The 26,048-nt window shown below is 68.2% G+C and carries 18 protein-coding genes; 6 read left to right on the forward strand and 12 right to left on the reverse strand.

Annotation, left to right across the window (positions count from 1 at the left end):
- Positions 1–19 precede the first annotated feature (19 nt).
- A complete protein-coding gene (locus ACT3UN_RS11425) occupies positions 20–1,639 on the forward strand; it encodes an AbgT family transporter (protein WP_444657119.1) in 1,620 nt (539 codons plus the stop codon).
- A 461-nt stretch (positions 1,640–2,100) separates the two neighbouring features.
- The gene (locus ACT3UN_RS11430; protein ID WP_444657120.1) at positions 2,101–5,595 is read left to right on the forward strand and encodes a bifunctional proline dehydrogenase/L-glutamate gamma-semialdehyde dehydrogenase; all 3,495 of its coding nucleotides are present in this window, start codon (positions 2,101–2,103) and stop codon (positions 5,593–5,595) included.
- 123 nt (positions 5,596–5,718) lie between these two features.
- On the opposite strand, the gene ACT3UN_RS11435 is transcribed toward ACT3UN_RS11430, so the two are convergent.
- The 7 genes from ACT3UN_RS11435 to prfB all read right to left on the reverse strand — a co-directional run bounded on the left by ACT3UN_RS11435 (position 5,719) and on the right by prfB (position 14,160).
- Positions 5,719–6,918, reverse strand: a complete 1,200-nt coding sequence (locus ACT3UN_RS11435) for an RtcB family protein (protein WP_444657121.1) — start codon at positions 6,916–6,918, stop codon at positions 5,719–5,721.
- Between the two features lie 313 nt (positions 6,919–7,231).
- The gene (gene galK, locus ACT3UN_RS11440) at positions 7,232–8,545 is read right to left on the reverse strand and encodes a galactokinase (RefSeq protein ID WP_444657122.1); all 1,314 of its coding nucleotides are present in this window, start codon (positions 8,543–8,545) and stop codon (positions 7,232–7,234) included.
- Complete coding sequence (gene galT / locus ACT3UN_RS11445) at positions 8,539–9,732, reverse strand: galactose-1-phosphate uridylyltransferase (RefSeq protein WP_444657175.1); 1,194 nt, start codon at positions 9,730–9,732, stop codon at positions 8,539–8,541. Before galT ends, galK begins: the two co-directional genes overlap by 7 nt.
- 14 nt (positions 9,733–9,746) lie before the next feature.
- Complete coding sequence (locus ACT3UN_RS11450; RefSeq protein WP_301443104.1) at positions 9,747–10,076, reverse strand: LPXTG cell wall anchor domain-containing protein; 330 nt, start codon at positions 10,074–10,076, stop codon at positions 9,747–9,749.
- 32 nt (positions 10,077–10,108) lie between these two features.
- Positions 10,109–11,761: a sodium:solute symporter family protein gene (locus tag ACT3UN_RS11455; RefSeq protein ID WP_301443105.1), complete on the reverse strand. Its 1,653-nt coding sequence runs from the start codon at positions 11,759–11,761 to the stop codon at positions 10,109–10,111.
- Positions 11,762–11,830: 69 nt separating this feature from the next.
- The gene (locus tag ACT3UN_RS11460; protein WP_444657123.1) at positions 11,831–12,772 is read right to left on the reverse strand and encodes an aldose epimerase family protein; all 942 of its coding nucleotides are present in this window, start codon (positions 12,770–12,772) and stop codon (positions 11,831–11,833) included.
- A 263-nt stretch (positions 12,773–13,035) separates the two neighbouring features.
- Complete coding sequence (gene prfB / locus ACT3UN_RS11465) at positions 13,036–14,160, reverse strand: peptide chain release factor 2 (RefSeq protein ID WP_301443107.1); 1,125 nt, start codon at positions 14,158–14,160, stop codon at positions 13,036–13,038.
- 74 nt (positions 14,161–14,234) lie between these two features.
- Here prfB and ACT3UN_RS11470 point away from each other — a divergent pair, with 74 nt between their 5' ends.
- The 3 genes from ACT3UN_RS11470 (at position 14,235) to pgi (ending at position 17,658) form a co-directional block, all read left to right on the forward strand.
- A complete protein-coding gene (locus tag ACT3UN_RS11470; RefSeq protein WP_444657124.1) occupies positions 14,235–15,080 on the forward strand; it encodes an inositol monophosphatase family protein in 846 nt (281 codons plus the stop codon).
- Positions 15,077–15,865 (forward strand): inositol monophosphatase family protein, encoded by a 789-nt coding sequence (locus ACT3UN_RS11475; protein ID WP_301443109.1) that lies wholly within the window; start codon positions 15,077–15,079, stop codon positions 15,863–15,865. The genes ACT3UN_RS11470 and ACT3UN_RS11475 overlap by 4 nt, the downstream gene beginning before the upstream one ends.
- 89 nt (positions 15,866–15,954) lie before the next feature.
- Complete coding sequence (pgi, locus tag ACT3UN_RS11480; protein ID WP_441578969.1) at positions 15,955–17,658, forward strand: glucose-6-phosphate isomerase; 1,704 nt, start codon at positions 15,955–15,957, stop codon at positions 17,656–17,658.
- 81 nt (positions 17,659–17,739) lie between these two features.
- On the opposite strand, the gene ACT3UN_RS11485 is transcribed toward pgi, so the two are convergent.
- The 5 genes from ACT3UN_RS11485 to ACT3UN_RS11505 all read right to left on the reverse strand — a co-directional run bounded on the left by ACT3UN_RS11485 (position 17,740) and on the right by ACT3UN_RS11505 (position 24,528).
- Positions 17,740–18,801, reverse strand: a complete 1,062-nt coding sequence (locus tag ACT3UN_RS11485) for a DUF559 domain-containing protein (protein WP_444657125.1) — start codon at positions 18,799–18,801, stop codon at positions 17,740–17,742.
- Positions 18,802–18,998: 197 nt separating this feature from the next.
- A complete protein-coding gene (locus ACT3UN_RS11490) occupies positions 18,999–19,841 on the reverse strand; it encodes a DNA-formamidopyrimidine glycosylase family protein (RefSeq protein ID WP_444657126.1) in 843 nt (280 codons plus the stop codon).
- 89 nt (positions 19,842–19,930) lie between these two features.
- Complete coding sequence (locus ACT3UN_RS11495; protein ID WP_444657127.1) at positions 19,931–21,754, reverse strand: oleate hydratase; 1,824 nt, start codon at positions 21,752–21,754, stop codon at positions 19,931–19,933.
- 56 nt (positions 21,755–21,810) lie between these two features.
- Complete coding sequence (locus ACT3UN_RS11500; RefSeq protein WP_444657128.1) at positions 21,811–23,463, reverse strand: AMP-binding protein; 1,653 nt, start codon at positions 23,461–23,463, stop codon at positions 21,811–21,813.
- Between the two features lie 81 nt (positions 23,464–23,544).
- Entirely contained in the window at positions 23,545–24,528 is a 984-nt protein-coding gene (locus ACT3UN_RS11505; protein WP_444657129.1) for a GDSL-type esterase/lipase family protein, read from the reverse strand.
- A gap of 296 nt (positions 24,529–24,824) precedes the next feature.
- On the opposite strand from ACT3UN_RS11505, the gene ACT3UN_RS11510 reads away from it, so the two are divergent.
- Positions 24,825–26,044, forward strand: a protein-coding gene (locus ACT3UN_RS11510) for an IS3 family transposase (protein ID WP_141657168.1) whose coding sequence is annotated in 2 segments (ribosomal slippage) — positions 24,825–25,110 and positions 25,110–26,044 — 1,221 coding nt in all. Because the reading frame shifts where the segments join, the coding sequence is not laid out codon by codon here.
- Positions 26,045–26,048: the final 4 nt, after the last annotated feature.

Here is a 26,048-nt window from a genome sequence, read left to right on the forward strand (position 1 = left end):
ATTGGTAGTCTGCTGCCCCATGACGCCTCAGGAGACTCAGACGCCGTCGGAGAAGCCAGAAGACAAGGTAGAGGACAAGAAGGAACACCACTCCAGACCCCACGGTTTCCTGGGGTGGGTGGAGTGGCTCGGCAACAAGCTGCCCAACCCCTTCTGGCTCTTCGTGATCCTCGGCGGGATCGTGCTGGTCCTCAGCTGGCTCGGATCCCTGGCCGGCTGGTCGGCCGAGGACCCGCAGACCGGTGACCCCGTCGAGGTCACGAACCTGCTCAACAGCGAGGGCCTGCACCAGATCGTCACCGGGGTGGTCACCAACTACACCGACTTCCCGCCGCTCGGCGTCATCATCACCGTGATGCTCGGCGTCGCGGTCGCCGAGTACGCGGGCCTGATCAGCGCCATCGTGCGCGCCATGGTGGCCAAGACCGGCCCGAAGACGCTGACCTTCGTCGTCGCGCTCGCCGGCGTGACAGGATCCGTCGCGTCCGACGCGGTCTACGTCATCGTCATCCCGCTCGGCGCGATGGCCTTCCACGCCATCGGACGCTCCCCCATCGTCGGCGCGATCGTCGCCTTCGTGGCGTCCTCCGGCGGCTTCAACTCCTCGTTGGTGCTCAACATCACCGACGTGCTGCTGTCCGGCCTGTCGACCTCGGCCGCGCAGATCGTGGACCCCGACTACGTGGTCAACCCGCTGTCGAACTACTACTTCGTGATGGCCTCCGCGATCCTGCTGGCGGTGATCATCACCCTGGTCACCGAGCTGTTCATGAACAAGCGCATCCACCAGCTCGTCGACCACGACCAGGTGAACTACGAGGAGGTCGCCTTCACCGACGAGGACGGCAACGAGGTCAAGGACCTCGCCCTGCGCGACGTCGAGGGCCGCGGCCTGAAGATCACCGGCCTCGTCGCCCTGGTCGGCCTCGCCGTCTACTTCGCCCTGCTCTTCGTGCCCGGTTCCCCGCTACAGGGCGAGGGCGGTGCGGTGATGGAGAACCCGCTGATCACCGACATCGCCGTGCCGATCGCCCTGGGGTTCTTCCTGCTGGGCACGGTCTACGGTGTCGTGGTCGGTTCGGTGACCAGCCCCGCCGACATCCCGGAGTTCATGGTCCGCGGCCTGAAGACGCTGCTGCCGATGATGGTGCTGTTCTTCGCCGTCTCCCAGTTCCTCGCCTGGTTCGAGTGGTCCAACCTGGGCAACTTCCTGTCCATCAAGGGCAGTGAGGTGCTGCAGACTTGGGATCTGCCGCCGGTGGTGCTCTTCGCCGGCTTCATCGTGATGGTCTGCCTGCTCAACCTCATGATCACCTCCGGCTCGGCGCAGTGGGCGCTGATGGCACCGGTGGTGGTGCCGATGATGATGTACGTGGGCATCTCCCCGGAGGTCACCCAGATGCTCTACCGCATCGGTGACTCGACCACGAACATCATCACCCCGATGAGCCCCTACTTCGCCCTGGCCCTGTCCTTCCTGGTGCGCTACTACAAGAAGGCCGGCCTCGGCACCCTGCTGTCGATGACGATCCCCTACTCCATGGCGATGCTCGTCGGCTGGTTCCTCTTCTTCCTCGCCTGGTGGGCCATCGGCATTCCGCTCGGCCCCGGCGCGCCGATGGAGTACCCGGCGAACTAGAACCACGCCAGAAACCACGCAGGACGGTTTCTGTCCGGCGCGCAGGACGAAGCGTCCACTTCGCCGTCCCGCGCCGACGGAAACCGTCGCCGTCCCACCTCCCGGGGTGGTCTCCGGACGCACCCGCGTCGCGTCCTCCCCCGGCACACCTCCTCAGCTCAGCGTAGGCTCGGTGCCCCATCACCCACGGGCCGCTCTCCTCCGCCCCCGCGCACCGTGGACCGAACGACCTGACACCACGGTCGTCCACACCACGGTGGACGCCGACGCCTCGAGAGGAGCCCGCGTGCCGCACCACCACCTGTCGCCTTCCGACCGCCCGGCACCGACCGGCCTACGTCCCGTCGGTGACCGTCCGCCCGCCCGGACCTGCTGAACCCACCTCACGACCCTGAACCCGATCCCGTACCCGACCCCGGGGCCGGTGGACCGAGAACCACGGCCCCGTCAGGAGAACACGCGTGTCATCCAACAACTCACCGTCCACCGCCACCACCCGTCCGGAGAAGGCCGACGACGTGGAGGCCGTGGTCAAGCGGTCCCTCGGTCTCGCCGACACCTGGCTGCAGGTCGAGGAGACCAGCAAGTCGACCAAGCAGCTCGCGGACATGGTCCACGAGCCCAGTGGTGTGGAGTTCACCTTCAGCTTCGTCGACCGCGTCGCACGTCCGGAGGACAACAAGGTCGCCGCCGACGAGTTCGCCAAGATCGCCCACCCGGTGAAGCGTCAGGCTCCGGTGCCGGGGTTCCTCGGCGTGATCGACCAGATCCTCATGACCGCCGGGTCCATCGCCGCCCCGCTGCTGCCGCAGATCGTGATGCCCATTGCGCGGTCCTACCTGCGCTCCGTGGTGGGCCACCTGGTGCTGGACGCCGAGAGCGGCACGATGGACAAGATGCTCGAGGAGGCGCGCGACGCCGGGTTCCGGCTCAACATCAACCTGCTGGGCGAGGCCGTCCTCGGTGAGGACGAGGCGGTGCGCCGTCGCGACGACCTCATCGACCTGGTGCGTAACCCGAAGGTGGACTACATCAGCGTGAAGCCGTCCGCGGTGGTCTCACAGCTCAACCACTGGGACCTCGACGGATCCACCGAGCGTCTCAAGGAGCGCCTGCGTCCGCTGTACCGCGAGTCGCTAAAGCGCTCAACGCACCCCTTCATCAACATGGACATGGAGGAGTACAAGGACCTCGACCTCACCCTGCGCATCTTCACCGAGCTGCTCGGCGAGGAGGAGTTCCTGGAGATCGAGGCGGGTATCGTCCTGCAGGCCTACCTGCCGGACTCCTTCGACGCGCTGCGTCAGCTCACCGAGTTCGCACAGGAGCGTCGGGAGCGTGGCGGTGCGAAGATCAAGGTTCGCATCGTCAAGGGCGCGAACCTCTCGATGGAGCGGGTGGACGCCGAGCTCCACGACTGGCCGCAGACGCCCTACCTCACGAAGGCCGAGGTGGACGCCAACTACCTGCGGCTGCTCGACTGGGTGCTGCGCCCCGAGCACTCCGACGTGATCCGTATCGGTGTGGCCACGCACAACGTCTTCCACATGGCGCTGGCCCACGAGCTCTCCGTGGAGCGCGGCGTGGAGGACCAGATCGACGCCGAGATGCTGCAGGGCATGGCCCCCGCCCAGGCCGAGGCGGTGCGCAGCGTGATCGGCGAGGTCATCCTCTACACACCGGTGGTGAAGAAGGAGAACTTCGACGTCGCGGTGAGCTACCTCGTGCGCCGCCTCGAGGAGAACGGCGCCAAGCAGAACTTCCTCTACGCCATGTTCACCCCCGAGGACGACGAGGAGACCGGCATGACCCCCATGGAGGGTCAGCGCGAGCGTTACCTCGCCGCCGTGCGCGACCGGTGGTCCACCGACGCCGGACCGCGCCGGACGCAGAACCGTACCGAGGAGGCCCGCGCCAAGGCCGGCACCAGCTCCGCCAGCGTCCCCGGCAACTTCGTCAACGAGCCCGACACCGACTCCGACCTGCCCGCCAACCGCGAGTGGGCCGCGCGCATCGTCGACGCGTCCTCCGACCCGGGCCCGACCGTGAGCGAGGAGGTCACCGACCCCGCCACCGTCGACGCCGCCGTCCAGCGTGCCTTGGACGCCCACGAGGCGTGGGCCGCGAAGAGCGGCGCGGAGCGCGCCGAGGTGCTCGACCGCGCCGCGGACGCCCTGGCCGACAACCGTCACCGGCTCATCGCCGCCGCCGTCCACGAGGCCGGCAAGACCGTCTCCGAGACCGACCCCGAGGTCTCCGAGGCCATCGACTTCTGCCGGTACTACGCCGAGTCCGCGCGGAAGATCGACCGCCACCGCGGCTCCACGTTCACCCCCTACCGCACGGTGGCCGTCGTCCCGCCGTGGAACTTCCCCATCGCCATCCCCGTCGGCGGCTGCATGGCCGCCCTCGCCGCCGGAGCCTGCGTGGTCATCAAGCCCGCCCCGCAGACCCTGCGCATCGCCGAGGTCTTCGTCGAGGCGCTGCGTGAGGCCGGTGTCACCGAGGACATGCTGCAGCTCGTCAACGCCGACGAGGGCGAGGCCGGCAAGCGCCTGGTCTCCCACGAGGACATCGACTCGGTGATCTTCACCGGCGGCTCCGAGACCGCCCGCATGTTCCGCTCCTGGGACCCGCAGATGACGATCAACGCCGAGACGTCCGGCAAGAACGCCATCATCGTCACCCCGGCGGCCGACCCGGACCTGGCGGTCTCCGACGTCCTCGCCTCCGCCTACGGCCACGCCGGGCAGAAGTGTTCCGCGGCGTCGCTGATCATCACCGTCGGGTCGATGGGCAAGTCCAAGCGCTTCATGGGCCAGCTGGTGGACGCCGTGAAGTCCCTGCGTGTGGGCCCCGGCGACGACCTCGCCACCGACATGAACGGCATCATCGAGCCCGCCGGCGACAAGCTCCTGCGCGGACTGACCAAGCTCGACAAGGGCGAGAAGTGGCTGGTCAAGCCCGAACCGCTCAACGGCACCGCGGAGGACGCCACGCTGTGGACCCCCGGGCTGCGCGACAACGTGCGTCCCGGCGCCTGGTTCCACACCCACGAGTGCTTCGGCCCCGTCGCCGGCGTGATGCACGCCGACACCCTGGAGGAGGCCATCGAGTGGCAGAACTCCACGGGTTACGGGCTGACCGCCGGCCTGCACACCATCGACCGGGACGAGACCGAGTTCTGGCGCGACCGCGTCGAGGCCGGGAACGTGTACGTGGAACGCGGCATCACCGGCGCCATCGTCCAGCGCCAGTCCTTCGGCGGTTGGAAGGGGTCCTCGATCGGCAGCGGTGCGAAGGCCGGCGGCCCGAACTACGTCGCCCAGCAGGGCCACTGGGCCGAAGGCGACATCAGCGCCCTGCACAGCGGCAGCGTGTCCACCGCGATCACCCAGATGCTGCGCGAGTTCCACGGCATGGCGCACCCCGTGCTCACCGAGGAGGACCACCGCTGGCTGCGCCGCGCCGCGGAGTCCGACGCACAGGCGTGGACCTCCGAGTTCGGCATCGAGCACGACCGCACCGCCCTGGTCGTGGAATCCAACGTATTCCGCTACCGGCCGTTGCTGGAACCGCTGCGCGTGCGCATCGGGGCCAACGCGAACCTGCGTGACCTGCTGCGACTCTACCTCGGCGCCTCGGTGACAGGCACGAAGCTCGAGGTGTCCGCCGCACCGTCGGTGACCTCCGAGATGGGCGAGCTGGCCAACCGGATCCGGATGGTCTCCGACATGGAGTTCGCCGCCGAGATCGGTGTGCAGCCCAGCGTGCGGATCCGCACCCTCGGCGACGTGGACGAGAACCTGTACGAGGCCGCCGCGCGCTCCGGCTCGGTCGTCCTCGACCAGCCGGTCCTCCCCGACGGACGCCGCGAGCTGCTGCCGATGCTGCTGGAGCAGGCCGTCACCACCACCGAGCACCGCTTCGGCTACATCCACGGCACCACGCCGTAGTGATGTAGGGCTGGGGCTGCCGGCAGGATTCGTAGCGCGGGGCCCCTTGTCCCAGAACCCCGAGCGATCGGTGGTCTCCATCCCGGAGACCACCAATCGCTCGGGGTTTCGTGACGGGTGCGCCTACGTCCCCTTGACGTTCATCACCTGGCGCAGCTTGTGCAGCACGTGCACCAGTGGTTCGGCGTCGGCCATGACCACGTCGATGTCCTTGTAGGCGTCGGGGATCTCGTCGACGAATGCGTCGCCCGGACGGTAGACGATGCCGTCCATCCGGGCGTCCAGGTCGTCGGCGCTGAACCGCTTGCGCGCCTGCGTGCGGGAGAAGCGACGTCCTGCGCCGTGCGGCGCCGAGCGCAGTCCCGGCGCGAAGCCGCGTCCCTCGACCACGTAGGACGCCGTGCCCATCGACCCGGGGATCAGCGCCTTCACACCCTCGTCCGCACGCACGGCACCCTTGCGGGTCAGCCACACCGTCCTTCCGTAGTGCTCTTCCTTGACGGTGTAGTTGTGGTGGCAGTTGATCCGCTCGGTCTCCTCGACGGGTGTGCCGATCCACTCTCCGAGCAGGCGGGAGAAGCGGTCCATCATCTCCTCGCGGTTCAGCCAGGCGAAGCGCTGCGCCCAGGCGAGTTCACGCAGGTAACAGTCGAATTCGGGGGTTCCTTCGGGGAGGTAGGCGAGGTCGTCGTCGGGCAGCTGCACCCAGAACTTCCGCATCAGCCGCTGCGCAGTCTTGATGTGCTTCTGCGCGATCTTGTTGCCGACCCCGCGCGAGCCGGAGTGCAGGAACATCCACACACGCTCCTCCTCGTCGAGGCAGAGCTCGATGAAGTGGTTGCCGCCGCCGAGGGAGCCCAGCTGCTGCCGCCACTTCTTGGAGTGCCCCAGGTCCACGCCGGTGGTCTCGGCGAGGTCGGCGAGTTCGCGGGTGCGTGCCTCGGCGGTGCCGCCGAGCACCCAGCCGTTGTAGCGTCCGGGGGACAGCGGGATGGCGCCCTCGATGGCGTCGCGCAGGTCGGTGAGTTCGTGTCCTACCAGGTCGTCGGCGGTGAATGCGGTGCGCACACCGATCATCCCGCAGCCGATGTCCACGCCGACGGCGGCGGGGATCACGGCGCGTTCGGTGCCGAAGACGGTGCCGACGGAGGATCCCTTGCCGAAGTGGGCGTCGGGCATCAGCGCGACGTGCGGGAAGATGAAGGGCAGCCCGGCGATCTGGCGCGCCTGCTCGAGCGTGTTGTCGTCGACGTCGGAGGCGAAGCTCAGGAGCTTGTTCTCCTGGAGCGTCACTCCCGGTGTGTCGACGTGTCTACTGGACATGGTGGTCCCTTTCTGGTGAAAGGGGCGGCAGCATCGGCGGGCACACGTCGAGAGACTTGAAAGAGGGTTCGCTGAGGAACTCGTCCGGACGGGGGCACCGATGCCCCGCCCGGGAAAATGTGGGTCGGAGTCAGCGGTGGTCGGGTAGCAGCCAAAACTGATGCTGTGCGCGATGCGTCGCCTTCATGGCCGCTCCCCTCTCCGGAAAATCTTCTGACTTCTGCTGACTCGAACTGGTTCGTGCCCGCAGCATCTCCCTCGGGGCACCCCGATCATGGCACAGCCCCTCGTACCGGGCAAGAGGGGTTCGACATCACCGGATCCGACGTGCCCCGTCGGACGGTGCAGCCACGAAGAACGTCGGCGCCGGGAAACCTCGGTCGCGGGCGGCGGCGTCCACCGCCTCGGCGACGACCTCGACCTGCTCGCGGTGAACCAGGGCGATGACACTGCCGCCGAAGCCGCCACCGGTCATCCGCGCGCCGAGCGCCCCGGCGGCCAGTGCTGCCTCCTGGGCGCCGTCGAGTTCAGGCACGGTGACCTCGTAGAGGTCGCGCAGGCTGGCATGGCTGGCGTTCATCAGCTCACCGAGCTCACCGAGCCCACCCATCTCTCCGGACGCACCGGCGTCGCGCAGCGCCGGCACCGCTTCGTCGCGGGTGCGCCGGATCTCCTCGACGACGTGCCGGACGCGGCGCTGCGCGGTATCCCCGCCGTCACTCCCGCCGAGCAGCGCGTGGGCCTGCGGCGTCGCCGACCAGGCGCGCACCTCGTCCGGCAGTCGGGAGGACGCCGCGGCGTCCTGCAGGATCTCGCCGAGAGTGCCCACGCCGAGGTGGGCGGAGACCGCGTCGATCACGCCGCGGCGCGAGGCGTACTGGCCGTCGGCGAGCTGGTGCGCCGCATTGGTGTTGATGATCAGCAACGCCAGGCCCGCCGCCGCCGCCAGGTCGCAGGGCACCAGCTCGACGGAGCCGTCGAGGAAGTCGACGGCCAGGGCCATGCCCGAGCGTCCGTAGAGCGAACTGCGCTGGTCGAGCCCACCGGTGGACGCGCCGACGACCTCGTTCTCCGCGCGCATGCACGCGGTGACCAGGCGCTCGAGCGCCGCGCTGTCGGGTGAGTGGCCGGTGGCTAATTCATAGGCCGCCAGGGCGACGGAGCACTCCAGTGCCGCGGAGCTGGACAGCCCGGCACCCAGGGGGACGTCGGAGACCAGGGCGATGTCCAGGCCCTCGCACGAGGGGATGACCCCGTCCTGCAGTCCGGCCCACACCGCGCCGGCGGCGTAACCGGCCCACCCGGCCGGGTTACCCGGTCCGATGTCGGACAGGGCGATCTCGGTGCTCTGCGCATCCTGCGTGCCCTCGGTGCCGGGCATCACCGACACCAGGCGCAGCACCCCGTCCGTCCTGCGTCCCACCGCGGCGGCGGTGTTCTGCGGCAGCGCGAAGGGCAGGGACATGCCGCCGGCGTAGTCGACGTGCTCGCCGATGAGGTTCACCCGCCCGGGCGCGGCCCACACGCCCTCGCAAGTACCGTAACCGAAGTGCTGATTGAACAGCGCCTGCGCGTCGTCGGCCAGCTGCTGCTCGTCGCGGGTGGTCCACCAGTCCGGTGTCACCATGAGCCGGTCTCCTTCTCGTCAGGCCAAACCGCGCGCAGCCGCTCGGCGACGGCCTCCGGGGTGGTGTCACTGATCCACGCGCCGAAGGCGGACTCCGAGCCGGCGAGGTACTTCATCCGGTTCGGCGAGCGCATCAGGGAGAACAGCTGCAGGTGCAGGCGCCCCTCCCCACGCAGCGACTCGTCCTCCCCGGTCAGCCGGGACTGCACGGGCGCCTGGTTCCAGGCGGCGATGTAGGGGGTACGGTCCACGCCCTCGAAGTAGCGGTCCACCGCGGTGTACAGGGCCTTGAGCACGCCCGGCAGTGCGGCGCGTTCCTGCTCGGTCAGCCCGGTGAAGTCGGCGACGGGACGCTCCGGCACCACCATCACCTCCACCGGCCACTTCGCCGCGGCCGGCACGTAGACAGTGAAACCGCCGGTGGACGCGGCGTCGGCGATCACCCGCGTACCGGCCCGACGCTCCGCGGCGAGCACGTCGTCGAACAGGTCGCCGCCGGTGGCCGCGCGGTGGGCACGCGCCTGCTCCAGGATCTGGCGGCTGCGCGGCGGCAGGAACGGGTAGCTGTAGATCTGCCCGTGCGGGTGCTGCAGCGTGACCCCGATCTCCTCACCCCGGTTCTCGAAGGGGGCGACCTGCAGCACCCCGTCGACCTGGGACAACGCTGCGGTGCGGTGGGTCCAGGCCTCCACGACCGTGCGGATTCGCCTCAGCGGCAGGTCGCGGAACGACAGCGAGGAGTCCGGGGTGAAGCAGATGACCTCGCAGCGTGCGGCCGCCGGACGCCGCGGGACCAGCTCCTCACCGTCCACGTGCCAGGGGTAGTCCGCCGGGTCGTCCGGCATCACGATCCTCGTGGAGAACGACGGGAACCGGTTCTCGAAGACGACCACGTCGTAGTCGTCGGCGGGGATCTCCGTCGGCAGGTTGCCCGGGGCGGTCGGGGCTAGCGGGTTCTCGTTCGCCGGGGGCATGAACGTGCGGTTGTTGCGGTGCGCGGCGTAGGTGACCCACTGCCCGGTGAGCGGGTCGCGGCGCATCTCCGACTCCGTCACCGAGCCGGGCAGGTCCCGGGGGTCGTGGAGTTCGCGGGTGGTGCGTCCGGCGAGGAGGTCCGGGTCGTCCGGGTCGTCGTCGAAGTAGATCAGTTCGCGGCCGTCGGCCAGGTGGGTGGGCGTGATCGCCATGGGGTGGTCGGTCATCAGTCGTCGGCCCCGGGGAGCTTGTCCTCGTCGATGAGCGACTCGTCGACGACGACGGGGTTCAGCCGGGCCCACAGGACCAGGGCGCCGGCGACGACGATCAGGGCGATGCCGGCCCAGACGTTGTCCGTCATCGACTTCGCCTCGCCGGTGTCCGGGTTCACGCCGGGGTCCATGAAGGCGGCGACCAGCAGCAGGACGACGCCGTAGATCCCCAGCAGGGCCGCGGTGACCGTCCGGATGTCGAAGGCCCCCGCCCGGTGGGTGGCCGGTGCAGCGGGGTCGGTCATGGGAGTGGCGCCGGCGGTATCAGTGGTATTCGCGGACATGGTGTTCTCCTTTCAGTTCAGGTCAGTACAAGTCAGTGGAAGATCACGTTGAGGACCACGGCGATCACCAGCGCCAGCACACCCAGCGGCACGGTGCGGCGGTACCACGGCAGGGTCTTCTCCACCGGGTCCTCCAGCATCGCCTTCGGGGTCACCGACTTCACGAAACCGACCAGTTCCTTGTCCGGCTTCGGCTTCGTGAAGGACGTGACGACCACGGAGACGATGATGTCCACGGCGAACGCCAGGCCGGCGGCGACGAACGCGGTCCCCTGCCCGGGCAGGTTCACCAGCGGGTCGGCGCCCAGCGACAGCGACCAGAAGATGATCGCCGCGGCGGTACCGGCGACCAGGCCGGACCAGCCGGCGTGCGGGGTCATGCGCTTCCAGAACATACCGAGCAGGAACGTGGCGAACAGCGGGGCGTTGAAGAAGCCGAACAACGTCTGCAGGTAGTCCATGACGTTGCCGAAGTTGTTCGCGATCAGCGCGGTGCCCACGGCGATCACGGTCGCACCCACAGTCGCCCAACGACCCACGTTGAGGTAGTAGCCGTCCTCGCGCTCCTTGACCACGTAGGTCTGCCACAGGTCGTAGCTGAACACGGTGTTGAAGGCGGAGATGTTCGCCGCCATGCCGGCCATGAACGAGGCCAGCAGGCCGGCGATGGCCACGCCGAGCAGTCCGGTGGGAAGCAGGTCGCGCATGAGGTAGAGGATCGCGTCGTTCGGCTCGGCGTCGCCGCCCTCGGCGTAGGCGGAGACCACCACGCCGGCGATCATGCCGGGGATGATCACGATGAACGGAATGAACAGCTTCACGAAGGAGCCGATGATCGGGGTCTTGCGCGCCGCACTGATCGAGTCCGACGCCATCGCCCGCTGCACCTCCACGAAGTTCGTGGTCCAGTAGCCGAAGGACAGCACGAAGCCCAGGCCCAGCACGATGCCGATCACGGAGAACACCGGGCTGTTGAACCCGGACAGCTCCTGCGCCGGCCACGCGTGGTTCTGGAAGTCCTGCACCTGCTCACGCAGCGCACCCCAGCCACCGACGCGGTTCAACCCGATGATGGTCAGCGGGGCGAGCGCGGCGACGATGACGAAGAACTGCAGCACCTCGGTGTAGATCGAGGCCGACAGCCCGCCGAGGGTAATGTAGGACAGCACGATCAGCGCCGCGGCGATCAGCGTGATCCACAGCGGCCAGCCGAGCAGCGCGTTGACCACCTTGGCCAGCAGCACCAGGTTCACACCGGCGATGAGCAGCTGCGCCACGGCGAAGGAGATCGCGTTGACCAGGTGTGCCCCGTTGCCGAACCGGCGGCGCATGAACTCCGGCACCGAACGGACCTTCGAGCCGTAGTAGAAGGGCATCATCACGATGCCGAGGAAGACCATGGCCGGCACGGCGCCGATCCAGAAGTAGTGCATGGTCTGCAGGCCGTACTCGAGACCGTTGGCGGACATGCCGATGATCTCGACGGCGCCGAGGTTCGCCGCGACGAACGCCAGGCCGGTGACCCAGGCGGGCAGTCCACGTCCGGAGAGGAAGAAGTCGATGGAACTGGAGACCCTGCGCTTCGCGGCCCAGCCGATGCCGAGGACGAAGACGAAGAACAGGGCCACCAGCGCGTAGTCCACCCAGCTCGCGTCGAGCCGGAGGACGTTGGGTGCGGTCTCCATGAGAGAGTCGCTTTCTGGTCGGGATCAGGCGGGCTGATCGGGGTGGAGAAACGTCAGTTTCAGGGTCGTTCAGGGGGTGAGCACGTCCAGCCGCCAGGAGCAGGTCAGGGCCTCCCCCGGCGGCAGGCGGACGAGGTCGGTGCCGGAGTTCAGCGCGTCCGGCGGTGCGGTCATCGGTTCCACGGCCACGGCCCGCCCACCGGGGCGGCCCGGGTAGGGCTGCCCGGTAGAGTCGTCGGGCGTGAAGACCTGGATCCAGTGCAGCTCCGGCGACGTCGTCAGCGCCACGCCCGCACCGTCGGGACGGTGCAGGACGACGCGCGCGCCCGCGCAGTCCGGCACGTCCTGCGCACCGTCGTCGATACGCAGGCAGTGGTCCAGCACGTGCCCCGCCAGCGGTGTCACCGCGTCCGGCAGGACGTCGCTGTCGTCCTGCAGCGGACCGTCCGGCAGGCCCCGCCCGTCGAGCGGCAGGACGCGGTGGGTCGGCACACGCAGCGAGCAGGTGTCCGTGTCGGCGCCGAGCGCCGAGGGGTAGAGGTGGAACCCGAGTGCCGCGGGCATGTCGGTGTCACCGTCGTTGCGAAGGGTGGCGTGCGCCTCCAGGCCGTCCTCCCCGACCCGGTAGAGCACCGACAGGTGCACCGGCCACGGCCACCCCGGTTGCGGGCCCGGCTCGACCGAGAGCCGGACGGAGTCGGGATACCGCTCCGCCACGGTCCACTCCAGGTCGGAGACGAAGCCGTGGATGGCGGTGTTCTTGTCGGGTTCGGTGACCTCCAGTTCACGGCGCCCGTCGAAGTCGTAGACCCCGTCGCGGGTCCGGTTCGGCCACGGCGCGAGGACGAGGTTCGCCGACAGGGGTGGGGTGTCCGGTTCCCCGGGGCCGCCGTACCCCTCGAGCATCCGCCTCCCCCGCCAGGTCCACTGCGAGAGCCCGCCGCCCCGCAACCGGAGGACCGCCCGGCTCTCGCCTGAGCCGATCCCTACACCTGTCGTGCCAGCCGTCATTCATCCGACACTAATACACCCGGGCCAAAAAAGGGACCCTCCTATAAGCCGCATACCGGGGGTGCGTAGCGGGGGCCCAGGTGTCCACAGGTGCCCCCGGATGTCCCCGGTGCCACATGAGGCCGCATGCCGGCGGACATGTCACCTGAGTCATGCCCCAGGGCGGAAAACGGGCGGAAATCTACCTGGGGCATGAGTCAGATGACATGCACCAGCCACACCCACCAGACACAGCCACCAGCCGCACCCACCAGCCGCAGGCGCTACTTCCCCTCGCCCTGCTGCTCGGCCATACGCCAGCGGATACCGGCCTCCAGCAGGCCGTCGATGCCGCCGTCGAGCACCTTGGACGGGTCGTTGACCTCGAAGTTCGTCCGCAGGTCCTTGACCATCTGGTACGGGTGCAGCACGTAGGAGCGCATCTGGTTGCCCCAGGAGTTCGAGCCGTCGCCACGCAGCGCGTCCAGCTCAGCGGCCTCCTCCTGGCGCTTGCGCTCCAGCAGTTTCGCGGCGAGCACGCGCATGGCCGAGGCCTTGTTCTGGATCTGCGACTTCTCGTTCTGGCAGGTCACCACGATGCCGGTGGGGATGTGCGTCAGCCGCACCGCGGAGTCGGTGGTGTTCACCGACTGCCCGCCGGGGCCGGAGGAGCGGTACACGTCCACGCGCACGTCGTTGTCGTCGATGTCGACGTGGTCGGAGGTCTCCACCACGGGCAGCACCTCGACCTCGGCGAAGGAGGTCTGGCGGCGGCCCTGGTTGTCGAAGGGGCTGATGCGCACCAGGCGGTGGGTGCCCTGCTCCACCGACAGGGTGCCGTACATGTAGTCGCCGTGCACCACGAAGGTGGCGGACTTGATCCCGGCCTCCTCGGCGTAGGAGATGTCGTAGACCTCGACCTTGTGCCCGGACTTCTCGGCCCAGCGGGTGTACATGCGCATGAGCATCTCGGCCCAGTCGGCGGCGTCCACACCACCGGCGGCGGAGCGGATGTTCACCACGGCCTCACGGGAGTCGTACTCGCCGGAGAGCATGGTGGTGACCTCGAGGGACTCGATCTCCTCGCGCAGGTCGGAGAGTTCGCCGTCGGCCAGTTCGGTGGCCTCGGCCGCCTCGTCGCCCTCGGACTCCTCGGCCATCTCGTACATCACGGGCAGGTCGTTGAGCCGGTCGCGCAGGCCACGGACCTTCTTCAACCGGGCCTGCACGTGGCTGAGCTGGCTGGTGATCTGCTGGGCGTGGTCGGGGTCGTCCCACAGGGAGGGGTCGGCGGCCTGGTCCTCGAGTTCGCGGGAACGCGACTCCATCTCGTCCAGGTCGAGCACCTTTTCGATGGTGGTGAGCGTGGAGTCGAGGTCGTCGATCGCGGAGATCACATCGGGCTGCATGGTCGTCCACTGTACTCACCCGCCACGGACCCCAGGGGCTGCACCCCGGGCGGACCGGGTGCACAATAGTGGGCATGAACTCACCCATCCCGGCGGACGCCCTGCAGGCCATCACGAAGACGTTCATCATCTCCCACGACCGGGACGACGACGGCACCCTCGCCCAGGCCCTGGTCTACAACGCCGGCCGGCTGGCCTGGCGCATGCGCGAGGCGGGGCTGACCACCGAGTTCAAGACCTCGGTGTCGGACGTGGTGACGGAGGCCGACCGTGCGGCGGAGGGTTTCGTCGCCGAGGTGCTCAGGACGCTGCGTCCGCAGGACGGCCTGCTCGGCGAGGAGGGCGCCTCCGCACCGTCGGAGTCGGGGCGCACGTGGGTGATCGACCCGGTGGACGGCACGTACAACTTCACCACCGGTTCGGACTACTGGTGCTCGGCGTTGGCGCTGGTCGACGGCGACCCGGAGGATCCGGAGCGGCTGCACTTCGGCGCGGTGCACCGTCCGGCGATGGGCTACACGTGGTTCGGCGGCCCCGGCATCCCCACCACGCTGGACGGCGCCCCGGTGGGCACGCTGCCGGACCTCGCGCCGCAGCAGTCCTGCCTCAGCGGCTACCTGCACCCCACCGACATCACCAACCCGGAGCTCAACGCGGTGTTCACGAGGGTCGTGGGCGATTTCGCGACGGTGCGCTGGAACGGCTCGGCGTCGGTGGACATGGCGGGCGTGGCGGCCGGCAACGGCGCGTGCTGGTTCCAGCACAGCGTCCTGCCGTGGGACCTGCTGCCGGGCCGCGCGCTGATCGAGGGCGCGGGAGGACGCTGCGAGCGGGTCAGCGCCGGCGGGCGACTGTGGTCGGTCGCCGGGGCACCCTCCAGTGTCGAGGCGGTCGTGGAGTCCCTATCCTTGGGCGCATGAGCGCATACGCCGACGACCTGACCCTGGCCCTGCACCTGGCCGACACCGCCGACGCCGTCACGATGGACCGCTTCGGCGCCGGTGACCTGCAGGTCTCCACGAAGCCGGACCTGACCCCCGTCTCCGACGCCGACACCGAGGTGGAACGCCGGCTGCGCGAGGTGCTCGCCACCCGCCGCGCCGACGACGACGTGCTCGGTGAGGAGTTCGGCGGGGACGCCGCACGCACCGGCCGCCAGTGGGTCATCGACCCGATCGACGGCACGAAGAACTTCGTTCGCGGCGTGCCGGTGTGGGCCACGCTGATCTCCCTGGTCGTCGACGGCACCCCGGTGGTCGGCGTGGTCTCCGCCCCGGGCCTGTCGCGGCGCTGGTGGGCGGCGGCGGACATGGGCGCCTGGTCCACCTTCGGAACCGGCGAGGCACGCCGGATCGGTGTGTCGAAGGTGTCGGACGTGGCGGACTGCTCGATCTCCCTGTCCTCCTTGGAGGGCTGGCACAAGGTCGGACGCCGCGACGACCTCATCGCGCTGACGGACGCCGCCTGGCGCCTGCGCGGTTTCGGCGACTTCTGGTCCTACTGCCTCGTCGCCGAGGGTGCGGTCGACGTCGCCGCCGAACCCGAGGTCAACCTGTGGGACCTCGCCGCGCTGGACGTCCTGGTGCGCGAGGCCGGAGGACGCTTCACCGCCCTCGACGGCACGCCGGGTCCGTACGCCGGTTCCGCTGTGGCGTCCAACGGGCTCCTGCAGGACGCGGTGCTCGCCGCACTCACCCCGAACTGACCCCCTGACGCCCCGCCGGGCAACCGGTTTTCCGCTACCGTGGGCGGTGAACTGACAAGACACACCGGATTCTCGAAAGGGCGACACCTGTGACTTTCACCGTCCCGAACCCCACCCCCGTGACGAAGACGCCGGAGTGGCAGGCCCTCGTCGCCCACGCGACCCGCTTCAAGGGCACCACCCTGAAGGAGTTGTTCCAGGACGATCCGGGACGTGCCGGCGACATGACCTTCGAGGTCGGCCCGCTGCACGTGGACCTCTCGAAGAACCTCGTCGACGAGAACACGGTGCGCCTGCTGCTCAACGTGGCGCGCGCCAAGGGGATCGAGAACTACCGCCAGTCGCTGTTCAACGGTGAGCACGTCAACACCACCGAGGACCGTGCCGCGCTGCACACGGGCCTGCGCGTGCCGATCGACCAGGACCTCACCGTCGACGGGCAGGACATCGCCGAGGACGTGCACCACACCCTGGACCGCATGCGCGGTCTGGCCAAGGCGCTGCGCAGCGGTGACTGGCGTGGCGCCACGAACCACACCATCAAGAACGTGGTGAACATCGGCATCGGCGGCTCCGACCTGGGCCCCTCGATGGCGGCCCAGGCGCTGCGTCCGTACTGCACCGCCGGGATCACCCCGTACTTCGTGTCGAACGTGGACCCGGCGGACATCACCGCCACGCTCGACGGGCTCGACCCGGAGTCCACGCTGTTCGTGGTCTCCTCGAAGACCTTCACCACCTCCGAGACCCTGGCCAACGCGCACAGCGCCCGGCGCTGGCTGCTCGACGGGCTCAAGCGCACCGGTGTCGACACCTCCGACGAAGCCGCGTCGAAGGACGCGGTGGCCAAGCACTTCGTCGCGGTGTCCACCAACGCCGACGAGGTGGAGAAGTTCGGCATCGACACCCGCAACATGTTCGGCTTCTGGGACTGGGTCGGCGGACGCTACTCGGTGGACTCGGCGATCGGCCTGTCCCTGATGGCGGCGATCGGCCCGCGTGACTTCATGGAGTTCATCGCCGGCTTCCACGAGGTGGACAACCACTTCTACTCCGAGCCGTTGGAGATGAACGCGCCGGTGCTCATGGGCCTGTTCGGTGTCTGGTACACCTCGGTGCTCAGCTCGCAGTCCCACGTGGTGCTCCCCTACTCGCAGGACCTGGGCCGTTTCCCCGCCTACCTGCAGCAGCTGATGATGGAGTCCAACGGCAAGTCCGTGCGCCTCGACGGGGAACTGACCACCGCCGAGACGGGCGAGGTGTACTGGGGCGAGGCCGGTACGAACGGCCAGCACGCCTTCATGCAGCTGATCCACCAGGGCACGCACCTGATCCCGGCGGACTTCATCGGCTTCGTCAACCCCCACACCGACCAGAAGGGCTCCGACGGGGAGACCAGCATGCACGACATGCTGCTGTCGAACTTCCTCGCCCAGTCGCGCGTGATGGCCTTCGGCCGGTCCGCCGAGGAGCTGCGTGAGGCCGGTGTGGACGAGGATCTGATCCCGCACAAGGTGATGCCGGGCAACCGTCCGTCGTCCACGATCGTGGCGGACAAGCTGACCCCGCGCACCCTCGGCGCGCTGATCGCCCTCTACGAGCACATCTGCTTCGTGCAGGGTGTGGTGTGGGGCATCAACAGCTTCGACCAGTGGGGCGTGGAGCTCGGCAAGAAGCAGGCCAATGAGCTGCTGCCGCTGCTGAGCACCAACACCGACTCCTCCGACGTAGACACCGGCGACCCCTCCACCGACTCCCTGCTGCGCCACGTGCTGCGCAACCGGAAGCGCTAGTCACCGGACTTTCGCCACCTGTCCCAGAACCCCACGCGATTGTTGGTCCAACTCCTTGTGACCACCATCTGCGGGGGGGTTTCAGGATGTCCGGGCCTCCAGCGCCGCCATCGCCCTGCCGATGACGTTGCTCACCTGTTCGCGTAGATCGCCGGGACACCGTAGATGGCGTTTGTTGAACCTCAGCGCCTCCCACTCCAGGTCCCGCAGCGTGTGGAACTGGTCGAAGTCCACGTCCGTCTGCTGCGCGGTGTCGTGGTGGGCGCCGTCGTAGTAGACCGCCACCTTGAGTTCCGGAACCCCCAGGTCAGGTAGCGTCCGGGCGGTCCAGCCGGAGTGCGCTCCCCGTTCCAGGTCGACCCTCACCTGGGAGACCCACCGGTGGGGTGCCGGCAGCAGGTCCCGGACCATCAGCCGCATCGTGGTCTCCATCGGCGACTGCGCTCCATCGTCCGACAACGCCAGCACGGGTGCGAGGTCACGCCTGTTCACCATGCCTTTCGCCGCAGCCAGAATCTCGTCACGGGTGATCCAGGTGCACTGCGCGAAGGCGTCGATGAACTGCACAGCACGGACCTGTTCCCAGGTCAGGCCGGGGACGCCGTCCACCCACCAGGTGTGCCGGCCGGTCAGGATGCTCCACAGGCACTGTGCCGCAGCAAATGCCGGGGTGACGACTCGCATCTGCGGGAAATGCGGGTCCGGACAGGTAGTCGCCATCGTCGCCGGCAGTGGCTGGACCACGGGTCGGAGGGGTGTACTCACCGCCTCGGCGGTCACCGCAGACAGGCGATGCTTGCTCCCCATGTGGATCAACACGGGCGCGTGGTCGGCCCAGTCCGGACGCAGCCCGTGCAGCGCGGCGGCAGCCCATCCGCCGATCACGGCCTCCGGCTGGACGAGGTGTTGGGCCCGAGCGCGGGTGACGATGTCGACCCCGAATCCGCCGCTGTTGTCATGGCCGGTCCCGGCGTCACGTGGCACCACCACCCCGTGTGCCACGGCACGGTAGTGGTGGCGCAGCTTCCAGTCGGTCACCTTTCCGGCGGCCTTCAGTTCGGCCCTGGCCTGCGGAATGATGCCCGGCATCACCCGCCAGGTGTAGGCGGGCCCCCGTCCCTGTGCCCGCGTATTCTTCCCCATCGGTGTGGTCCTCTCCCCCGGTGTCAGCCGTGCACCGAAGTAGACACCAGCCCCGCCGCCCGGTCCACCCTGCCCCCACAGTCCCCGAAAACTGTGGACAACTTCCGATGCCTTCTTCCGGAGTTGTCCCCAGAACCCCACGCGGATGTTGGTCCACCTCCCGATGGCCACCATCTGAGTGGGGTTTCAGGACAACCTCACTGCGGCTGGCAGACCGGGCACCACCAGATGACCCGTTCGAGTTCCCCGTCGTCGCCGCCGGCGTCCACCCCGCCGAGGAAACCCTTGAGCACCGGGGTGCCGCAACGTCGGCAGGCCTTCGCCGCCCGGCCGAACACGTAGTTGCCCATGCCGGGACGTCGGTCACCGGTGAACAGCCGACGGGGTTCCAGCCTGTTCTCCCACATCACCGTGCGCGACAGGTCGAGCAGGTGCGCGGCGGTGCTCGCAGCGTCCTGCCCCTGCCCCACCGGTCGGCGCGGGTCGACCCCGCCGAGGAAGCAGACCTCCGCCCGGTACTCGTTGCCGATGCCGGCGACGTTGCGTTGGTCAAGCAGCGCGGCACCGATGCTGCGCTCAGGCCGGGTCAGGACGCGGGCCAGGGCGTCGTCGCGTCCACCCGCCGATGCCCAGTCGGGCGCGAGGATGTCGGGGCCCAGGTGTCCGACGACCTGCGGGTACTCGTCGATGTCGAAGAGCCGGACGAAGCCGAGGCTGTGGCCCACGGTCTCGATCTCGGGGCCACCGGGATGCTGCGGGCTGAAGCGCAGGACGACCCGGGCGGTGTGCCCGGGCCGACGCCAGCGCGCGCCGGCGGCGTGGATGGACCACACACCCTCCATCTTCAGGTGGGTGTGCAGAACGCGCCCGCCGACGTCGATGAACAGGTGCTTGCCGTAGGGCCACACACGCCGGACGCTGCGTCCGGTGAGGTCCTTCGTGGCGAACCGGGGCACGCGGATGTCGCTCCGGGTCACGGTCCGCCCGGTCATCCACTGCATGCGGTTGGACAGCTGCAGCACGGAGTCGCCCTCGGGCATCTGGCGCACCTCCTTCTACGAGCCGGGGATCACCGTGACCGGTGATCCGGGGCTCAGGGTACGCCGCCCGGCACGCGCGGCGGAACTGGTCAGCGCTTCAGCAGACCGGAGTCCTGCAGCAGCTCCTCGATCCAGGTCCCGTGCAGGACACCGTCCAGCTTCGCGCGCACCTTCGCCTTGACGAAACCAGGCACCGGCAGCTTGAACTTCGTGGTCACCGGCTGCTCGTCGAAGCTCTTGCGGTCACGCAGGTGGTAGGTGGCCTTGAGCAGTTCACGCAGGTCGTAGACCGAACCGAAGACCTCCGGGATGCCACGGTCGACCTTCATGAAGGTGTAGACGGCCTCCATGGCGGTACGCACGGAGTACTCCGTGGTGAACACCGTGTCGCGCGAGGGCGACTCGGCGAAGTTGCCGATGAACGCCAGGTTCGCCGAGCCCTGCGGCACCACGGCAGGACGGTCGCCGGCACGCCGCGGCATGAAGTACGCGGTGATGAACGGCATGTACACCGGGTTGGTGTTGATCGACGTCTGGGTGGCCAGCTCGTCGATCTGGTCGACCGGCACACCGAGGTGGTAGAGCCACTCCTGGGTGATCTCCTCGCCGGTGCACTCCACGATCGGCTTCTTCACGTAGTCGCCGTCGACGTCGGAGTACAACGCGTAGATCCACACCACGGTCTCGTCGGGGTTCTGGGAGGTGAAGTGCGGCTGGCGGTGCACCGCGAAGCTCATCAGCCAGGTGGAGTCGGTGACGGTGATGATGCCACCGGTGTTGACCTTGCCGTCGTGCAACGAGCGCCGGGTGAGCCGCTCGATGAACGGTTCGACGCGGGCGTCCTTGACCGTGGCGGTGGCCGAGACGTACCAGCTCTTCTCCGGCAGGTTCTTGTAGAACACCGCCGGGCGTCCGAAGTCAGGCGACTTCGACGCGAGGTTCTCCCACAGCTCCCATGCCCCACCGGGCTCGGTGGTCACCGGTGCCGCGGTGTGGTGTGAACCGTAGGTGGTGGACTCGGTGATCGACCCGTTGGTGACGAACACGTAGTCCTCGGCGCCCAGCTCCACGGTCTGCCCGCCCTCGGCGGTGGCCAAGTGCAGAGCGGTGGCCATCTTCTTCTCGCTGTCGCCTGCACCGTCGATGGTGACGTCGATGTCGGTGACGGTGGTGCCGTAGCGCACGTCGACGCCGTGATCGAGCAGGTAGGCCAGGATGGGCCGGACCATGGAGTCGTACTGGTTGTAGCGGTTGAACTTCAGGGCGGTGAAGTCCGGCAGGCCGCCGGTGTGGTGGATGAACCGCATCACGTAGCGGCGCATCTCGATCAGCGAGTGCCACTTCTCGAAGGCGAACATCGTGGCCCAGTAGAACCAGAAGTTGCTGGCGAAGAACTCCTCGGAGAAGTAGTCCTCGATGGTGCGGCCTTCGAGGGTGTGCTCGGAGGCGGTGACCAGCTTGACGATCTCGAGCTGGGCGTTCTCCGTGAGGGTGAAGTCCCCGTCGGTGGGCACCCGGTTGCCACGGTCGTGGATCAGCCGGCAGTTCGACGAGTTCGGGTCGTCCTTGTCGAGCCAGTAGTACTCGTCGAGGTAGGACGCACCGGGGATCTCCAGCGACGGGATCGAGCGGTACATGTCCCAGAGGCACTCGAAGTGGTTCTCCATCTCGCGACCACCACGGGTGATGAAACCGATGTCGGGGCGCTCTTCACCGTCGAGGGAGCCACCGGCCAGCGGGAGTTCCTCGATGAGGTGGATGTTGGCGCCGGGCATCTGTGCGTCGCGAATCAGGAAGGTCGCCGCAGCCAGCCCGGCCAGGCCGGTGCCGACGATCCAGGCGTGCTTGTCGTCGACGCCTTCGGGCTTGCGCGGGCGGGCGAAGGCCTCGTAGTTGCCGTTGGAGTAGTACATGGTGTTCTCCTTGTTCTCGTTGTTGGCTAGGAGGCGTTGTCGGCCTTGTCGGCGACCTACGGCAGCAGGCGCGGGACGACCTTGCCGGAGTCGTTGCGGGGCAGGTCGTCGAGGCGGACGATGTTGTCGAGCGAGCAGAACTGGTTGACCCCGGCGAGTACCGCGGCGTTGAGCTCGTCGTCGGTGACCTCAGCAGACTCGGCGGACAGGACGATGAAGGCGTTGAGTGTGGCGACCACGTCGTCCTGGTGGCCGATGACGAAGGCGTCGTCGATCTGAGGCAGGGTGAGCAGGAACTCCTCGATGACGCGGGGGTGGATGTTCTCGCCGCCGCGGATGACCATGTCGTCGGCGCGACCGCACACGTAGAGCTTGCCGTCGGCGTCGATGTAGCCCTTGTCACCGGTGGAGAGCATGCCGTCGACCACGTCGCCGGAGTCCTTGTCGGACAGGAAGCCCAGCGAGGTCATGGAGTTCGACGAGTAGATCACGCCGGTCTGGCCGTCCGGCAGCGGCGTGAGGTCGTCGCCGAGGATCTCCAGGCGCACGCCGGGGCCGGGGCGTCCGGCGGTGGTGGGGTCGGTGACCATGTCGGCGGCGGTGGCCAGGGTGATCTGACCGTGCTCGGTGGAGCCGTAGAAGTTGTGGACCACGCCGGTCCGGTCGCCGAAGCGCTCGTTGAGCTCGACGACGAGTTCAGGGGCGATGGCGTTGCCGGCGGAGACGATGTAGCGCACGCCGGTGACGTCCACGTTGCCGTCGTTGACGCCGGCGAGGACCTGACGCAGGTACACCGCGGCGGAGACGATGCCGGTGACCTTGTGGGTGGTGATGTCGGCGACCTCGGTGTCCACGTCGAACCAGCGGCGGGTCAACAGGGTCGAGCCGGTGGCCATGGAGATGTGCAGGTTCAGCCAGCCCCAGGCGTGGAACATGCCCACGGACAGCTGGATGACGTCACCGGAGCGGAACGGGATGCGCTCCAGGATGCTGCCGAGCACCTTGGGGGTGCGCGGGACGGGCAGCACGACCGCCTTGGGCACCCCGCGGGTGCCCGAGGACATGATGACGGTGGACGCCTGGGTGGGACGCTGCGGCAGTGCGACGTGGCGGTACTCACCGCGTCCTGCACCGATCAGCGACTCGAGCGTTTCGGTGTCCTGGATGCTGCCGGACCTTTCGGCGACGGCGATCTTGTTGTCGGCGTTGAGCTCGGCGAGCACATCGCCGAACTCGGCGTCGATGAAGGTCACGTCGCTGGGGTACTCGCGGGCGATGTCCTGCAACTGCGACAGCGAGGACCCGGGGTTGAGGATCTTTGCCTCGGCGCCGAGGTAGGCCGCGGCGATGAGCGGCAGGACGAGGCCGCGGCTGTTGCGCGCGATGACCGAGATCGACGAGACGTCCTGCCCGTCTTCGGTGGTGTAGCTGCGCAGGGTGCGCGCCAGGGCGCGGGCGTCGTCGCGCAGCTGGGTGAAGCTCATCGCGCCGCGGTCGTCGATCAGGGCGGTGCGCTTGGGGAACGACGTCGCGCCCATCTCGGCAAGGGCGGCCAGGGACATGCCCCAGTTACCCATCGCGCCGATGAGTCCGGCGGACTCCTTAGGCCCACCGGTGCGCAGCACTCCGGCCTTGACCAGGGGCTTGAGTGAGTCGATCATCTGGGTGACCTGTGTGCGGGCCGACACGTGGGTTCCGTGCTTGTGCATGTTGCATCCTTTCAGTGCTCGAGACCCCCGGGGTGGGGCCGGAGGTCTCGGGAGGGGTGGGGTGTTGCGTGGTGAGCGGGGTCAGAAGGTCGCTGCGATGACCTCAGCGGACCGGGTGACGCCCCAGTTGGTCATGTGCACCGGCAGGTTGTAGCCGGAGCGGTTGGTGGTGTCGATGACCCCGGCGATCAGCCGGACGTTGTCGGGGGCGCACTCGCCGCGGCCGGCGGTCGCACCGCGCAGGTCGGCGAGCACGACGTTGTCGCGGGCGCGTGCCGCGACCAGTGCCTTGGACCAGTTGCTGATGTTGACCTCGGCGTCACGGATCCAGAAGGCGGGGATGCCGATGTCGCCGGGGATCATCTCGACGTGCAGCAGGCACTGCTCGGCGGTGTCGGGCTTGGAGATCGTCGGGTAGCTGGCGATGGTGACCCGGGCGTTGGGGGCGGCGGCCTTGATCCGGTTGATCGCGTCGTTCATCGCCCGGTCCCACAGGACCTTCTGCTCGGCGTAGCGCTGCTGCAGGTTGAGGTAGGTGTCGGGCAGGCCGTTGGCCATGACCTTGCCCAACAGCCAGCTGTAGGAGTCGTTGAAGCCGAACTGGATGACGACGTTGCTGGTCTGGGCGTTGAGCGCCCGGTCGGCCAGGGCGTTGTCGACCTCGCCGCGCAGCGTCATCGCCGGGGTGCCGGTGGAGTAGGCCATCGCACCGGGGCAGGAGTAGTCGTTGACGGTCAGGCCGGTCATCCGGGCGATCTGACGCGGGGCGTTGGACGGCGACTGACCGCAACCGTGGGCGGTGTACTGGCCCAGCGGTGCGGTGACCGGGTTGTCCAGCGGGATGCCGGCGTTCTCGGCGGCCGAGCGGACCTTGGCGCCGACGGCCTCGGCGGGTGTGGGGTTGGACATGTAGGAGTCACCGAAGGTGACCAGGTTCCGGGCCGGGGCCGCCTGCGCCTGCGGGCTGACCACCACGGTGCCGGCGACGGCGACGCTCCATGCCGCGACGACGGCCAGGGCCGCCCGCCTGATCTTGCGCTTTCCCGCCGTGCTGTTCTTCTCCACTGAAGTGCCTTTCGTACAGAAATAGTTCCCTGAGGAATTCCGTCAGACAATTCCTCGTCTCGCCACCGTAGGCGCAGGACAGTTTGAAGATACATCGAAATTGAACCGAGCGCGACATTCCCCCATTTGATGGCTCTTCGCGATACGGAGTGCATAGCTGAGGGTGGGGCCGATGCGGTGTGGCACAACATATAGAGGCCCTGGCCGGTACAAGATGAGAGTTGCGAAGCTGGCCCTACCCTCGTTGAGTGGACACCCGATTTAGCGGGCCCCGTCCCGCACGAGAGGATGTCACTATGACCGACCACACCGCCGGCAAGCGACCACGACGAACCTTCAGCCCCGAGTACAAACACGAAGCCGCCCGACTGGTCATCGACACCGGACGTACTATCGCCGAAGTCGCCCGTGAACTCGGCGTCGGCGCCCAGACGCTAGGTAAATGGGTCGCCGCCGAACACGCCGACCAGGCCGGTGAGCCCACCGGCGAGCTGGATCTGGATGAACGCGCCGAACTCAAACGACTGCGCCGCGAACTCGCTGACGTGAAGAAGGACAACGAGTTTTTGGGAAAAGCGGCAGCCTTCTTCGCTGCCAAGCAACCACCGCAGAACGGTATGAACTGATGGTGCAGGAGAAGGCGAATTACGAGGTCAAGCGTATGGCACGTCTGCTGGGAGTGTCCCGGTCCGGTTTCTACGCCTGGGTAGCACGACAGGCCGGACAGCCCGGCCCACAGCGCCGTGAGCGCGACGACCTCGACGCGAAGGTCCGGACGGTGTTCATCGAGTCCGACGAGGTCTACGGCGCTCCCAGGGTGCATGCCCAGCTGGCCCGGGAGGGCACACAGGTTGATGTGAAGACCGTGGCGAGATCCATGGCACGTCAGGGCTTGGAGGGCATCAGCCCCAAGAAGTTCACCCCGGTGACCACCCTGCCTGGTGTCGAGGCCCATACGATCCCTGACCGGGTCAGGCGCGGCTGGGACCAGGGCGGGCTCGACCGGTGCTGGATTTCCGACATCACCTACCTTCGCACCGGTGAAGGCTGGGTGTACCTCGCAGCGGTCACCGACGGGCACTCCCGACGGATCATCGGCTGGGCGATGGACACCCACATGCACACTGACCTGGTGGAACGTGCCCTGCGCATGGCACACACGCTACGCGGGGAACTGCCCGATGACGTGGTGTTCCACGCTGATCGTGGGTGCCAGTTCACCAGTGAGCAGATGCACCGGGTGTGCCAGGATCTGCAGGTGCTGCAGTCGGTGGGTAGAACCGGGGTGTGCTGGGACAATGCGATGGCCGAAAGTGTGTGGGCCACGTTGAAAACCGAATTCTACGACCGGCACACCTGGTCGACCCGGGCCGAGGCACGCCAGGCTGTCGCCCGGTGGATTGAGGTGGTCTACAACCGTCGACGGCTGCACTCGTCGCTGGGGTATGTACCGCCGGTGGAGTTCGAGATGAATCTGTTCAACAAACCTGCTGCTGAGGCACCCGAGGCAGCTTAGTTAC

It is taken from the genome of Corynebacterium sp. AOP12-C2-36 (genome assembly GCF_052379185.1).
Taxonomy (GTDB): domain Bacteria; phylum Actinomycetota; class Actinomycetes; order Mycobacteriales; family Mycobacteriaceae; genus Corynebacterium.